Source organism: Nocardiopsis synnemataformans (assembly GCF_965343085.1).
Taxonomy (GTDB): Bacteria; Actinomycetota; Actinomycetes; order Streptosporangiales; family Streptosporangiaceae; genus Nocardiopsis; species Nocardiopsis alborubida.
This window is the reverse complement of sequence record NZ_CBDRFA010000057.1, coordinates 22,516-36,827: the sequence shown is the minus strand read 5'-3', so window position 1 is coordinate 36,827 and position 14,312 is coordinate 22,516. Positions and strand designations below refer to the sequence as shown.

At 72.0% G+C, this 14,312-nt stretch carries 13 protein-coding genes; all 13 read left to right on the top strand.

Features of this window, described 5'->3' with window-relative positions:
* Nucleotides 1-3 precede the first annotated feature (3 nt).
* The 13 genes from ACSIH6_RS27310 (at nt 4) to ACSIH6_RS27250 (ending at nt 14,217) form a co-directional block, all read left to right on the top strand.
* The gene (locus tag ACSIH6_RS27310) at nt 4-840 is read left to right on the top strand and encodes a shikimate dehydrogenase (protein ID WP_435111210.1); all 837 of its coding nucleotides are present in this window, start codon (nt 4-6) and stop codon (nt 838-840) included.
* 400 nt (nt 841-1,240) lie between these two features.
* Nucleotides 1,241-1,825, top strand: coding sequence for a translation initiation factor IF-3 (infC, locus tag ACSIH6_RS27305; RefSeq protein ID WP_150254756.1), 585 nt, complete (start codon nt 1,241-1,243; stop codon nt 1,823-1,825).
* A 177-nt stretch (nt 1,826-2,002) separates the two neighbouring features.
* The gene (gene rpmI, locus ACSIH6_RS27300) at nt 2,003-2,197 is read left to right on the top strand and encodes a 50S ribosomal protein L35 (RefSeq protein WP_013154086.1); all 195 of its coding nucleotides are present in this window, start codon (nt 2,003-2,005) and stop codon (nt 2,195-2,197) included.
* Between the two features lie 162 nt (nt 2,198-2,359).
* Nucleotides 2,360-2,731 (top strand): 50S ribosomal protein L20, encoded by a 372-nt coding sequence (gene rplT, locus ACSIH6_RS27295; protein ID WP_435111209.1) that lies wholly within the window; start codon nt 2,360-2,362, stop codon nt 2,729-2,731.
* Nucleotides 2,732-2,741: 10 nt separating this feature from the next.
* The gene (locus ACSIH6_RS27290) at nt 2,742-3,593 is read left to right on the top strand and encodes a TrmH family RNA methyltransferase (RefSeq protein ID WP_435111208.1); all 852 of its coding nucleotides are present in this window, start codon (nt 2,742-2,744) and stop codon (nt 3,591-3,593) included.
* Nucleotides 3,594-4,129: 536 nt separating this feature from the next.
* Nucleotides 4,130-5,269: a sensor histidine kinase gene (locus ACSIH6_RS27285; RefSeq protein WP_435111207.1), complete on the top strand. Its 1,140-nt coding sequence runs from the start codon at nt 4,130-4,132 to the stop codon at nt 5,267-5,269.
* A gap of 186 nt (nt 5,270-5,455) precedes the next feature.
* A complete protein-coding gene (pheS, locus tag ACSIH6_RS27280) occupies nt 5,456-6,574 on the top strand; it encodes a phenylalanine--tRNA ligase subunit alpha (protein WP_435111206.1) in 1,119 nt (372 codons plus the stop codon).
* Nucleotides 6,574-9,060: a phenylalanine--tRNA ligase subunit beta gene (gene pheT, locus ACSIH6_RS27275; protein ID WP_435111205.1), complete on the top strand. Its 2,487-nt coding sequence runs from the start codon at nt 6,574-6,576 to the stop codon at nt 9,058-9,060. The genes pheS and pheT overlap by 1 nt, the downstream gene beginning before the upstream one ends.
* A gap of 511 nt (nt 9,061-9,571) precedes the next feature.
* A complete protein-coding gene (locus tag ACSIH6_RS27270; protein ID WP_435111204.1) occupies nt 9,572-10,798 on the top strand; it encodes an aminotransferase family protein in 1,227 nt (408 codons plus the stop codon).
* 443 nt (nt 10,799-11,241) lie between these two features.
* Nucleotides 11,242-11,637, top strand: a complete 396-nt coding sequence (locus tag ACSIH6_RS27265; RefSeq protein ID WP_223839617.1) for a MarR family winged helix-turn-helix transcriptional regulator — start codon at nt 11,242-11,244, stop codon at nt 11,635-11,637.
* A 196-nt stretch (nt 11,638-11,833) separates the two neighbouring features.
* Nucleotides 11,834-13,315, top strand: coding sequence for an NAD(P)/FAD-dependent oxidoreductase (locus ACSIH6_RS27260; RefSeq protein WP_435111203.1), 1,482 nt, complete (start codon nt 11,834-11,836; stop codon nt 13,313-13,315).
* Between the two features lie 54 nt (nt 13,316-13,369).
* The gene (locus tag ACSIH6_RS27255; RefSeq protein WP_435111202.1) at nt 13,370-13,867 is read left to right on the top strand and encodes a hypothetical protein; all 498 of its coding nucleotides are present in this window, start codon (nt 13,370-13,372) and stop codon (nt 13,865-13,867) included.
* A gap of 212 nt (nt 13,868-14,079) precedes the next feature.
* Entirely contained in the window at nt 14,080-14,217 is a 138-nt protein-coding gene (locus tag ACSIH6_RS27250) for a hypothetical protein (RefSeq protein ID WP_435111201.1), read from the top strand.
* Nucleotides 14,218-14,312: the final 95 nt, after the last annotated feature.

The window sequence follows — 14,312 nt, the reverse complement described above, 5'->3', positions numbered from 1 at the left end:
GACATGGGACCGGTGCGCGCCGCCGTCCTGGGCTCGCCGGTGGCCCACTCGCTCTCACCGGTCCTGCACACCGCCGCCTACGCGGCGATGGGCCTGGACGACTGGTCCTACGGCCTGCACGAGTGCGGGGAGGAGGAACTCGCGCCCTTCCTCTCCGGGCTCGGCGGGGAGTGGGCCGGGCTGTCCCTGACCATGCCGCTCAAGCGCCGCGCCCTGGAGCTGGCCGACACGGTCGACGACCTGGCCCTCCAGGTGGGCGGGGCCAACACCCTGGTCCGGGGGGCGCGAGGGTGGCACGCCTCCAACACCGACGTCGCCGGGATCGCCGCGGCCCTGACCGAGGCCGGGACGGGCGCCCCGCGCAGCGCGGTCGTCCTGGGCGCCGGGGCCACGGCTGCCTCCGCGCTGGCCGCCCTGCGCCTGCTCGGCCTGACCGCTCCGGTCACCGTGCTGGCCCGCGACACGGCCCGAGCCGGGCAGGTGGCCGCCGCGGCCCGCCGGATGGGCCACCCGCTGGAGGTCGCGCCGCTCGCCGAGGTGGGAAGGCACCTGGACGCGGACCTGGTCGTGTCCTCCCTGCCCTCGGGCGCGGCCGACCTTCACGCCGACCTGCTCGCCGCCTCGCGCGCCGACCTGTTCGACGTCGTCTACTCGCCCTGGCCCACCCGCGCCGCGGCGGCCGTCGCCGCGCGCGGCGGCCGCGTGGTCGGCGGCTTCCCCATGCTCCTGCACCAGGCCGTCGAGCAGGTCCGCCTGATGACCGGTGTCCGGGACGTGCCCGTGGAGGCCATGCGCGCGGCGGGCGAGGCGGAACTGGCCCGCCGCTCCGTCTCCGCCTGAGCGCGGTCGGAGGCGGCGTCCGGCAGGGTGGGACGAGCGGGCCTCGGGCACTGGTACTATGAGGTATCGACTTGGTCCGGTGTGTCCCACACCGGAACCGCAAGCGGAGATGATCCTCCCACCTGCCGGGTACCGCCCGCGTAGGTTCCGGCCCGGCGATCGATCGTGCCGCGTTCTGTCGACCGAGCACCCGTGTCCGGGGGGCCCGGTCCGCGCGTCCGTCCTCGCTGGGAATATCCGGTCGGATCACCCCGCTTGCACACGCTGGCGGGGTTTTCGCTGTACGCGGACCCCGACGCGATCGGCGGCCCGACGGACGAGGGCGGCCCGGTCCACACGGCCGTCCGCCACCAGGCGGGCGACCGGTCCCAGGTAATCGACATAGCTAGGGAGGGGTCTCATCAGCGCAGAGCCCCGCATCAATGACCGCATCCGGGTGCCTGAGGTCCGTCTCGTCGGACCCAACGGCGAGCAGGTCGGTATCGTCTCCGTGCAGGACGCCCTGCGTCTTGCCCAGGAGTCCGACCTCGACCTCGTCGAGGTCGCGCCGACCGCGCGCCCGCCGGTCGCCAAGCTGATGGACTACGGCAAGTTCAAGTACGAGTCCGCGGTCAAGGCCCGAGAGTCGCGCAAGAACCAGTCGAACACGATCATCAAGGAGATCAAGCTCCGCCCGAAGATCGACCCGCACGACTACGAGACCAAGAAGGGTCACGTGGTGCGGTTCCTCAAGAGCGGGGACAAGGTCAAGGTGACGATCATGTTCCGCGGACGCGAGCAGTCCCGGCCCGAGCTGGGCCGCCGCCTGCTGGCGCGCCTGGCCGAGGACGTCCAGGACCTCGGCACCGTGGAGTCGCAGCCCAAGCAGGACGGTCGCAACATGGTCATGGTGATCGGCCCGCACAAGCGGCGGTCCGAGCACAAGGCCGAGGCCCGTGCGGCGGCGGGGGACAAGACCCGCCGCGAGCAGAGCTCGGACGCCTAGCGACGCGAAGTCCTCCACCGCCCGGTCACCGGCAGGGACCGGGTGGTGAGTAGGGCTGCGCGCACGGCCCGGATGCGGCGCCCCGACGCGCGGTGTCCCGCCACAGCAGCGGAAGAACCGTGTCGTCCGCCCCCTCGGGGCGGGTGGCACTCCGACGGAGTAGGAGACGACGGCGACATGCCGAAGAACAAGACCCACAGTGGGGCCAAGGACCGTTTCAAGGTCACCGGCTCCGGCAAGATCATGCGCCGCCGTGCCAACAAGAACCACATCCTTGAGCACAAGACCTCCAAGCGCAAGCGCAAGCTGGGCAACGAGGCCGTGCTCTCCCCCGCGGACGCCAAGAACATGCGCAAGCTGCTCGGCAAGTAGTCCCGGGCCCCTCCCCTCCGCGGAAGCGCCCATCCGCCGGCCACGGCCGGTGCGGTGACGGCACCCGGGAGGGAACCACCGAAGCAACACGGCCGCCGGGTTCGACGTAGCCGGGCCGGTCGGCGCGCCGCGCGCGCCGGAAGAGACAACTAGGGAGTTCCAGTGGCACGCGTGAAGCGGGCTCTCAACGCCAAGAAGAAGCGCAAGGTCGTCCTCGACCGGGCAAGCGGCTACCGCGGGCAGCGCTCGCGCCTGTACCGCAAGGCCAAGGAGCAGATGCTCCACTCGATGACCTACTCCTACCGGGACCGCAAGGACCGCAAGGGGCAGTTCCGTCGCCTGTGGATCCAGCGCATCAACGCCGCCTCCCGCGCCCAGGGCCTGACCTACAACCGCTTCATGCAGGGTCTGAAGCTGGCCGGCATCGAGGTCGACCGCCGTATGCTCGCCGAGCTGGCGGTCAACGACGAGGCCGCCTTCGCCAGCCTGGTGGAGTCGGCCAAGAAGGCCCTCCCCGCCGAGGCCGCGGCCTAGGCGAGCGGTGATGGCGAGCCACGAGTTCACGAGCATCCGCTCACCCAGGATCAAGGGAGTTCGGCGGCTCGCCAAGCGCACCTTCCGCCAACGCGAGCGGCGCTTCCTCGCCGAGGGCCCGCAGGCTGTGCGCGAGGCCCTGGCCGCCGCGGTCGACGGTACCCGGGGGCGGTCCCCCCACGGAGGGACCGCCCCCGGAGTGGTCGAGGTCTACGCCACGGCGGAGGCCATGCAGCGCCACATCGACCTGGTGGACGCCGCTCGCGCGGTGGACGTGCCCACCCACAGGGTCAGCCTGGACGTGATGTCGGAGCTGGCCCAGACGGTCACCCCGCAGGGGATCATCGCGGTCTGCGAGTTCGTCGACGTCCCCCTGGAGCGGGTCGGCGACGTCCGACTCGCGGCCGTGCTCTCCCACGTCCGCGACCCGGGCAACGCGGGCACGGTGCTGCGTACCGCCGACGCGGCCGGCGCCGACGTCGTCATCTTCACCGACGCCTCCGTCGACCCCTACAACGGCAAGTGCGTGCGGGCCTCCGCGGGAAGCCTGTTCCACCTGCCCGTGGTCGTGGGGGTCCCCGTGGCGCGCGCCGTCGACTTCCTGCGCGGCGTGGGCGCGCGGGTGTGGGCCGCGGACGGCAGCGGCCAGCGCGACCTGCACGCCGTCGCCGACAGCGGCGACCTGGACGGCCCGGTCGGCTGGGTGTTCGGCAACGAGGCCTGGGGACTACCCGAGGAGACCGTCGCCCTGACCGACGGCGCGGTCAGCGTTCCGATCTACGGCGGGGCCGAAAGCCTGAATCTGGCCACCGCGGCAGCGGTCTGCCTCTACACCACCGCGCGACAGCAGCGGCGTTCCTGAGCCGGTCCGGACGGGTTCGGATCGGCCCAGCTCACGACAGATTAAGTCACTGCGCGTGACTGTCCGGATGCGTTTTCGGGACTCCCGTGCGCGGGCCCGGCCCTCGGCGCCCGTGCGGGTTCCGGGTACCGCGTTCGTCCGAAGTGCACGTGCACCGGCACCGCGTGCCTATAGGGTCGGGGCCGAGGGATCCCGGGAGGGTCCATGCGCGTCGCGCGTAGGGCCCGGCGGGCTACCCGTGTCACGGGTGCGACGCTGTGTCCTTCCTGCCCCACCCGGCAGGCTTGACGACATCGCGTGAGCACGCGCCGCGCGCTCGGGCCCGCGGTCCCCGTTCCCGGGCGGCGGGTCGCCGGGAGGGGGCTTGTACGCTCGTCTGTCGTCGGACGCCCGTTCCCGGGTCGCGAGGCGTATCAGGTGGAAGTGCAGGGTAGGCAACCTGCGGTGGTGTCCACGGGTGTTGCGGACACGACCGGTCAGCGGTCCTCGGCCCAGGAGCCTGTGGTCGTGGACCTTCAAGGGGAGCGGGGAGAGGCGTGGGCAGCGGCCGGCAGGTGGACCACCCGGCGGAGGACTCGGGCAGCGGGACCGCTCACGTCCCCGCGGTCCTGTGGGAGGTCGACGGCGGCTCGCCCGCGGGGCCGGGCGGCACCCCGCTGCACGCGGACGACCTGCCCGACGGCGTCGTCGTGGCCGACGCCCGCGGTCGCGTCGTGCTCTTCAACACCCAGGCCGCCCATGTCCTGGGCATCCCCGCCGAGTCCGCACTGGGCCGCGACTACCGCGCCGTCCTGCCCCTCCTGGGCATCGACGGCAACGACTGGTGGCAGGCCAGCGATCCCTACGGCGGCGCGCGCGACCGCGTCCGCCAGGCCGAGCGCGCCCTCCTGCTGCCCGACGACCGTGAGGTCCTCGTCGCCGCGCGCTACGTGCGCGCCCGCCCCGGGGGAGAGCTCATCCGCCTGGTCGTCACCCTCCGGGACGCCTCCGCGCACGCCGAGCGCTCCCGCGCCGACCTGGTCTCGGAGGTCGCCCACGAACTGCGCTCACCCCTGACCAGCGTCAAGGGCTTCACCTCCACCCTGCTCGCCAAGTGGGAACGGCTCACCGACAAGCAGAAGCTGTTCATGCTGGAGACGGTCAACGCCGACGCCGACCGTGTCACCCGCCTCATCCACGACCTGCTCGACGTCTCCCGCATAGAGTCGGGCCGCCTGGAGGTGCGCCGCCAGGTGGTGGACCTGCCCGAAGCCGTGCGCCGGGTCGTGGCCGGCCGCGTCGCCTCGGGGGAACCGGAGGAGCGCTTCCGGGTCGAGACCCGCGGGGAGCTCCCGCGCACGTGGCTCGACGCGGACAAGATCGAGCAGATCCTGTCGAACCTCGTGGAAAACGGGGTGCGGCACGGCGCTGGTACTGTCAGTGTCGTGATCGAGCCCTGCGAGGGAGGAACAGCGGTGTCGGTGCGCGACGAGGGCCAGGGCATAGCGCCCGAGACCATTCCGCGCGTCTTCCGCCAGTTCTGGCGCAGCAAGCGCCGGGGCGGAACCGGCCTCGGTCTGTTCATCGTCAAGGGCCTCGTCGAGGCCCACGGCGGCACGATCACCGTCGGACGCGCCCCCAGCGGCGGCGCGGAGTTCCGATTTACCATGCCCGCCGGGGCACCCGAGTTCGTCTGAGGCCCTCAGACCCTCCAGCCTCCCCGGTGGGCGCAACGGCGTGCCCCGGGCTCCGCGACACACGTCCTTTGCCGGGCCCGCCCGAAATCCGCCTGTGCTCTTCCTGTCGGCTTCGTCCGCCCCGCCGCGGACCGTGACTGCCGCCCGTCCTCCATGCCGGGGACGTCGGCGGCGAGGCAACCAACCATGTCTGCACCGAACAATTCCTTCGACCCGGTCGAGGTGACCCCCCTGCACCCCGACGAGGTCGCCCGCATGCGCGAGGAGGCGCTGGCCGCCGTCGAGGCCGCCGCCGACCTCGCCGAACTCAAGGAGGTCCGGCTCGCGCACGCCTCGGACCGCTCCCCGCTGGCCCTGGCCAACCGGGAGATCGGCGCGCTTCCCCCCGCGGCCAAGGCCGACGCGGGCAAGCGCGTGGGCGGCGCCCGCCGCGACGTCGGCCAGGCCCTCAAGGCCCGCCAGGCGGTCCTGGAGGCCGAGCGCGACGAGCGTGTCCTCATCGAGGAGCGCGTCGACGTCACCCTGCCCTGGGACCGGGCCCCGCGCGGTTCACGCCACCCGCTGACCACCGTCGCCGAGCGCGTGGCCGACATCTTCGTCGGCATGGGCTTCGAGATCGCCGAGGGTCCCGAGGTCGAGGCTGAGTGGTTCAACTTCGACGCCCTCAACTTCAAGCCCGACCACCCCGCCCGCACCATGCAGGACACCTTCTTCGTGCAGGGCCCCGACGGGGGCGAGTCCGGCCTGGTCATGCGCACCCACACCTCGCCGGTGCAGATCCGCGCCCTGCTCTCGCGGGAGCTGCCGGTGTACGTGGTCGCGCCCGGCAAGACCTTCCGCACCGACGAGCTCGACGCCACCCACAGCCCCGTCTTCCACCAGCTGGAGGGCCTGGTCGTGGACCGTGGCGTCACCCTGGCGCACCTGCGCGGGGCCATCGACGCCTACGTCGAGGGCGTGTTCGGCGAGGGACTGCGCACGCGCTTTCGCGCCTCCTACTTCCCCTTCACCGAGCCCTCCGCCGAAGTCGACATGGAGTGCTTCGTGTGCCGGGGCGCCTCCGTGGGCAACCCGGACGCGTCCTGCCGCACCTGCTCCAGCGAGGGCTGGATCGAGATCGGCGGCTGCGGCGTGGTCAACCCCCGTGTGCTCACCGCCGCGGGCGTGGACCCCGAGGCCTACACGGGCTGGGCCTTCGGCCTGGGAATCGAACGGACACTGATGTTCGCGCACGGGGTGCGCGACATGCACGACATGGTCGAGGGCGACATCCGCTTCACCTCGGCGTTCGGGAGTGAGAACTGATGCGCGTCCCCCTGAGCTGGCTGCGGGAGTACGTCGACCTTCCGGTCGGCACCACCGCCCGCGAACTCGCCGGCCGCCTCACGCTGGCGGGCCTGGAGGTCGAGACCGTCGACGAGCTCGGCTCCGACATCACCGGCCCCATCGTGTACGGCCGCGTGCTGGAGATCGAGGAGCTCACCGGGTTCAAGAAGCCCATCCGCTACTGCCGGGTCGACGTGGGCGGGGCCAACGGCACCGGTGAGCCGCAGGAGATCGTCTGCGGCGCCCGCAACTTCTCCGAGGGCGACCTGGTCGTGGTCTGCCTGCCCGGCGCCGAACTGCCCGGCGGCTTCCGGATCGGCGCCCGCAAGACCTACGGCCGGATGTCGGCGGGCATGATCTGCTCCGCCAGTGAGCTGGGCCTGTGGGAGGACCACAGCGGCATCGTCGTCCTGCCCGAGGGCTTCGGCACGGTGGGCGAGGACGCCATCGGGCCGCTCGGCCTGCGTGAGGACGTCCTGGACATCGCCGTCACGCCCGACCGCGGCTACGCGCTGTCCCTGCGCGGGGTGGCCCGCGACGCCGCCGCGCTGTACGGGGTGGACTTCCGCGACCCGGCTGACGTCGCCGTCGCCGGGTCCGGCGGTGAGGGCCACCCCGCCGAGATCGACCCCGCCCTGTGCGACCGCTACGTCCTGCGCGGCGCCACCGGGTTCGACCCCGACGCGCCCAGCCCGCTGTGGATGAAGCGCCGCCTGCACCAGTGCGGCGTGCGCCCGATCTCCCTGGCCGTCGACGTCACCAACTACGTGATGCTCGAACTCGGCCAGCCGCTGCACGCCTGGGACCGCGCCCAGCTGCGGGGGGCCCTGCGGGTGCGTGCCGCCGAGGCGGGGGAGAAGCTGGAGACCCTGGACCACGTCCAGCGCTCCCTGGACGCCGACGACATCGTCATCGCCGACGACAGCGGCCCGGTCAACATCGCCGGGGTCATGGGCGGCCTGACCACGGAGATCTCCCTCACCAGCACCGAGGTGCTGGTCGAGGCCGCGCACTTCGACGCCATGCACATCGCCCGCGCCTCGCGGCGCCACCAGCTGTCCTCGGAGTCCTCCCGCCGCTTCGAACGCGGCGTGGACTCGGCCGTGCAGCTGGCCGCCGCCACCCGCGCGGTCGAGCTGCTCGCCGACCTGGGCGGCGCCACGGTCGAGACCGCCTACACCCACCTGGACCGCACCGCCGCGCGCGAGCCGGTCATGGTGCGGGCCTCCCACGCGGGCGCCGTCGCCGGGGTGGACTACCCCGAAGGCACCACGCGGCGGTGGCTGCGTGCCGTCGGCTGCGAGGTGGAGGCCGACGGGGACCTGCTGAGGGTCGTTCCGCCCAGCTGGCGGCCCGACATCACCGACCCCAACGACCTCGCCGAGGAGGTCATCCGCTTCGAGGGCTACGAGAACATCCCCTCGATCCGCCCGCGCGCCTCGGGCCGCGGCCTGACCGCGAGCCAGCGCCTGCGCCGCGCGGTCGGCCGCACCCTGGCCGAGACCGGCTTCCACGAGGTGCTGAACTACCCCTTCGTCGGCGAGCGCGACCTCGACGGCCTCCAGTTGGCGGCCGACGACGACCGCCGCGGTGCCCTGCGCCTGGCCAACCCGCTCAACGAGGGCGAGCCGCTGCTGCGCACCACGCTGCTGCCGGGCCTGTTCAAGGCGCTGGCCCGCAACGCGGGTCGCGGGTTCACCGACGTGGCCCTGTACGAGACGGGCCTGGTCTACCGGCCCAGGCCCGACGCCCCGCGCGCGCCCATGCTGGCGGTGGACCGCGGGCCCGGCGCCGAGGAACTGGCCCGGATCGAGGCCGCCCTGCCGGACCAGCCGCGCCGGGTGGGCGCGGTGATCTCCGGCCACGCCGAACGCGCCGGATGGTGGGGCCCGGGCAGGGAGGCCGGCTGGGCCGACGCGATCCAGACCGCGCGCGACGTCGCCCGCGTCGCGGGGGTCGAGCTGGAGGTCGAGGCCGACCAGCACGCTCCGTGGCACCCGGGCCGCTGCGCCGCGCTGTACGTGCGCGTGGACGGCGAGCGCCTGTTGGTGGGCCACGCCGGTGAGCTGCACCCGCGCACCGTCCAGGCGTTCGGGCTGCCCGAGCGCACGGCCGCGGTGGAGGTCGAGCTCGACCGGATCGAGCGGGCCCGCACTCCGGTCATCGCGCCGGAGATCTCCACGTACCCGGTGGCCACGCAGGACGTGGCCCTGGTCGTGGACTCCTCGGTGCCGGTCGGCCAGGTCAGCGCCGCGCTGGCCGAGGGCGCCGGTGAGCTGCTGGAGAGCGTGCGCCTGTTCGACGTCTACACCGGGGACCAGGTCGGCGCGGGCGGCAAGTCGGTGGCCTTCGCCCTGCGCTTCCGTGCCGCCGACCGGACGCTGACGGCGGAGGAGGCCGGAGCGGCCCGCGACGCGGCAGTCGCCCTGGCGACCGAGCGCACGGGGGCCGTCCTGCGCGGCTGAGGCAGGGGGCCGTCCTGCGTGGCCCGGGCGCGCGTGTTCGGGCCGGGGCGGGGCCGGTCACTTCCCGAGTACGGGGGTGACCGGCCCCGCCCTCGTGTGTACGCGGGTCCGCGCACCGAGTGTGGTGTGGGGGCCGCACACCGCCACGCCACGCCACGCGCGTCGGTGAAAGCTCCGTCGGCGACACCGGATTCCAGATTGTTTTTCGGCGTGTTTTTCCAGCCCAGCAAGGGTTTTGCCGCCGATCCCCAAGGGTAGCCGGCATGAAGTTTGTGTTTCGGGGCATGGATCTTCGTTTTGGCTCTTGCTGTGAGGTGGGTCGCACGCTTAGCCTGCAAGCACCTGCCACCAACGGGCGCCCGTGTGCAGGCTGGATCAACCTGAGTTTTCCACTGCGCTCTCGCGCATGACACGGCTCGGAGGTCGCCATATGACCGAAACGGTTGTCTCGTCCGCACTCGCTCCCACGCAACAGCGGGAGCCCAGCCGCCTCTGGCACACCTTCTGCGATATGAACACGGTGGTCAGGGGCCCGGAGTTCATGGTGGCCCGCGCCGAGGGCGTGTGGCTCTGGGACAGCTCCGGTGACCGCTACCTGGACGGTACGGCCAGCCTCTGGTACTGCAACGTCGGCCACGGCCGCACCGAGATCGCGGACGCGGTCCACCGCCAGATCAGCACCCTGGACGCCTACACGGTCTACGGGGACTTCGCCAACGGGCCCGCGGTGGAACTGTGCGAGCGCCTGGCCTCGCACGCCCCGGTGGCCGACCCGCGGGTGATCCTGACCTGCGGGGGAGGGGAGTCCATCGACACGGCCGCCAAGCTGGCGCGGCGGTACTGGGCGGTCACCGGCCAGCCCGCGCGCACCCACCTGATCAGCCGGACCGGCGGCTACCACGGCCTGCACGGGTTCGGCACGAGCATCTCGGGCATGGAACGGTTCCGCAGCGGCTACGGCAAGCTGGTCGAGGACACCTCCGTGGTGCCCCACGACTCGGCCGAGGCCCTGGAGGCCGAGATCCTCAGGGTCGGCCCCGAGCGGGTCGCGGCCTTCTTCGCCGAGCCGGTGGTCGGCGCGGGCGGGGTCTTCCTGCCGCAGGACAACTACTTCGCCGAGGTGTCGCGGATCTGTCACAAGTACGGCGTGCTGTTCGTCGTCGACAGCGTCATCTGCGGTTTCGCCCGGATGGGGAACTGGTTCGGCATCGAGCGCTTCGGTGTCGACCCGGACATGATCGTCTTCGCCAAGGGCGTCTCCAGCGGGTACCTGCCGCTGGGCGGCGTCGTGGTCAGCGGACGCGTGGCCGACCCCTTCTACAACGGCGAGGGCAACCCGTTCCTGCACGGGACCACCTACGCCGGGCACCCGACGGCGTGCGCGGCGGCGATGGCCAACCTGGACATCCTGGAGCGCGAGGACCTGTTCACGGTGTCGCTGGAGATCGAGCGCCAGCTGGACGGCGCGCTGCGCGGTCTGGCCGACCACCCGATGGTGGCCGAGGTCCGCTCGGGCCTGGGCGTCATGGGCGCGGTGGAGCTCACCGAGGAGGCTCTCAGCGGCAGGGGGATCACCACCCAGGAGGTGTTCACCGAGGCGCGGGCCCGCGGTGTGATCGTACGGCCGATCCCCACGGCGCTGCTCGTCTCGCCGCCGCTCATCATCACCTGGGAGCAGATCGACCACATGGTGTCCACCCTGTCGGCCGCGCTGGACGCGGTCGCCGCCCGGCACTGACCACGGGGCCCCGCCGCGTCCCCGGCGGGGCCCCGTGGAGGAAACCTCCTCCCGCGGCCGCCTTCCTCCGGCCCGTTCCCGAGGCACGTTCCTACAGCCGTCTTCCCGAGGTCCGTTCCCGCGGCCGCCTTCCCGAGCCCGGTGCGCTACTCCGCGCGCCGGGTGTGACGCGTTCGGGGCAAAACCACTGGGCGAAACGCCCCGCGTCGAGTAAAATTTACTGGGAAGATATTTCTTGTGGGTGAGATGCGCGCCGGTGTCCGCCCCGGGAGGGACAGGGAGCGGACATGACCACAGAGCCGACCGAGGCCACGGACAGCGCGGGTAGGGCGAGTAGTGCGGGTGGCGCGGACAGCGTAGGTAGTGCGGGTGGTGCGGGCAACGCTGGCAGCGCGACGAACGACGACGACCTCATCACCGCCTGGGGGCTGGTCCACGAGGCCATGAGCGTCATCCAGCCCAAACTCCTGGGCGGCATCACCCCCGACGGAAGGGACATGGCCGGGCCGTGGTTCGAGGTGCTCATACGCCTCCAGCGCACCCCCGGCCACCGGCTGCCCATGAGCCGTCTGGCCCGCGAGGTCAGCCTGAGCACGGGCGGGTTCACCAAGCTCGCGGACCGCCTGGAGCGCGAGGGCTACCTGGCGCGGGAGAACTGCGCCTCCGACCGCCGCGTCGTCTACGCCGTCCTCACCGACAGGGGCCTGGACTTCATCGGCCAGGCGCGCACCAGACACGTCGAGCGGCTTCGCGAGCACGTCCTGGGTCCCCTCGGCGAGGACGGGGTGCGCCAGCTCGCCGCCATCGCGCGTACGCTCCGTGACAGCTCCTGCTGCTGACGGCGCGTTCGGGTCGGAACTCTCGGTAGCCGAATCCGCGCCCTCCCGGTGCGCCACCGGACCCGAAGGCGGGGAAGGCATCCCACCGGCCGCCGTTCCCGTGTAGGTTGGCGGAAGTTCGTGGGTCCCGCGGGGTGGACCGTGAGCGCACAGTTTTTCGGGGGGAATCATGGGACTGTTCACCACTGCCGCGCAGATGAGAGCGATTCCACGGTCCTCGCGCTTCGCCAACGGAGGGGTCTCCTTCTGGTTCCGCGAGATCGGGCTCCCCGAGCGCCGCGCGCCCCTGCCCGGCACCGCCGACTACGACGTCTGCGTGGTCGGAGCCGGGTACACGGGCCTGTGGACCGCCTACTACCTCAAGAAGGAGCAGCCGGACCTGCGTGTGGCGGTGGTCGAACGCGAGTTCGCCGGGTTCGGCGCCTCGGGCCGCAACGGAGGGTGGCTGTCGGCGGAGTTCGCGGGCTCCCGCGAGCGCTACGCGCAGTCACACGGCAAGGCCGCGATGGTCGCCCTGCAACGGGCGATGATGGACACCGTCACCGAGGTGGCCTCGGTCGCCGAGGCCGAGGGCGTCGACGCCGACATCGTCCGCGGCGGCATGCGCCTGGTGGCCACCAACGCCGCCCAGCGCGAGCGCCTGGCCGAGGACATCGAGTACCTCCAGGAGTGGGGCTACTGGCCCGACGACATCCACCTGCTGGACGGTGAGCGTGAGCCCCGCCTGTCGGTGTCCGGAGCCGTCGCCTGCGCCTACTCGCCGCACGCCGCCCGCGTGCAGCCCGCCAAGCTGGTCACGGGACTGGCCCGGGTGGTGGAGGACCTGGGCGTGGCCCTCTTCGAGGGCACCTCGGTGGAGGAGATCCGCCCCCGCCAGGGCACGGCCCGCCCGGCGGTCGTCACCGAGCACGGCACCGTCTACGCCGACCACGTCGTGCGTGCCACCGAGGGCTTCACCTCCACCCTGCGCGGCCAGCGCCGCGACTGGCAGCCGGTGAACTCCTCGATGATCGTCACCGAGCCCCTTCCCGCCGAGCTGTGGGAGAAGATCGGCTGGGAGGGCCGGGAGCTGCTGGGCGACACCGCCCACTCCCACGTCTACGCCCAGCGCACGGCCGACGGCCGCATCGCGATCGGCGGACGCGGCGTCCCGCACCGCTTCGGCTCGGCCCAGGACGGGGCCAAGGCCAAGGCCAGGGAGAGGGGCGGGGACGGGGCCAAGGACGGGACCAGGGACGGGGAGGGCGCCACCCAGCCGCAGGCCATCGCCGAGCTGTGGCAGGCGCTGACCCGCATGTTCCCCGACGTGGCCGACGTGCCGGTCGAGCACGCCTGGTCCGGTGTGCTGGGGGTGCCGCGCGACTGGCGCCCCACCGTGCACCTGGACACGGAGACCGGTCTGGGCTGGGCGGGCGGCTACGCGGGCAGCGGCGTGGCCGCCAGTAACCTGGCCGGGCGCACCCTGCGCGACCTGGTCCTGCGCCGCGAGACCGACCTGACCCGCCTGCCGTGGGTGGGCCACCGCGTCCGCGGCTGGGAGCCCGAACCCCTGCGCTGGGTGGGCACGCAGGTCATCCACGGGCTGTACCGGAGCGCCGACCGCCGCGAGTCTCGGACCGAGGACAGGGCGCACACCTCGCGTCTGGCCGGGATCGCCACCCGTATCTCGGGTCGCTGAGGCGGTCTTCGGTTTCTCCTGACAGGGCGTGACATTTGAAGTACATTCAAAGTCATGACCCTGATTCCTGAGGTGCCCTTCTCCGAGCTCATCAACAGACCCAAGGCGACTACGGCCAAGCTCGCCGAGTCCCGCGCGCACGAGTTGCGCCTGCGTCGGAGGGACGACGTGGACCTCGTGCTGCGCGAGTCCGAGGCGGACCAGCAGCGCACCGAGATGGTCAACACCGCCACGCGCTTCCTGCGTGCCCTCGTGTTGGGGGACGAGGAGAGGATGAACATCGCGCGGGAGGTCGCCGCCGACGTCTTTCCCTGGACTCGTTACCTGCCGGAGGAGAGCAAGGAGAACTTCCTTCACGAGTTCGCGGACGTACTCCGCGCCACGGAGGACTTCGATGATCCCGCTCCCGCCGTGCACCAGTTCGTCATCACATGGCGTAACACGGCTGAGGTCTACGCTGATCCTGAGGTGCTGGAGGCTCTGACGCGAAAGCGCAGCCCCGAGGAGGAGGACTTCGGTCCGGTGTCACCTCCACCAGGGGTGGCGGAGTGAGTCCAAAGCGTGGAGATCTGGCCGGACCCCCTGCCTGGAACGGCGAGTGGGCGGTGCGGTTCCTCGACAACAAGGCCGCCAAAGGCTGGGAAGAGCTGTGTGGGCAAACTCCAGGGAACGCTACGCGTGCCTGGTACCTGATGCGGCATGATCCGATTCCCCGGACGTGGACCTCTCGGCACAGCCCTCTGTCCGATGAGCTCGCACTGGGATTGGTCCGAGGTCGCTACTGCCCTCGCTGGCAGATCGAGGTCACCAGCGGCGGCAGGATCTGGTACCTGGTCGACGAGGAGCGCCGGACGGTGTGGATCGACTACGCCAGTCCACGCCACCCCAAGGCCACCGAGTAACCGCCCAGGTCCGTGACGAGACCCCGCCCACACTGGGCGGGGTCTTCGTTGAATCTGGTTGCATAAATTTACACGTGAGTGCATGATAGTTCAGT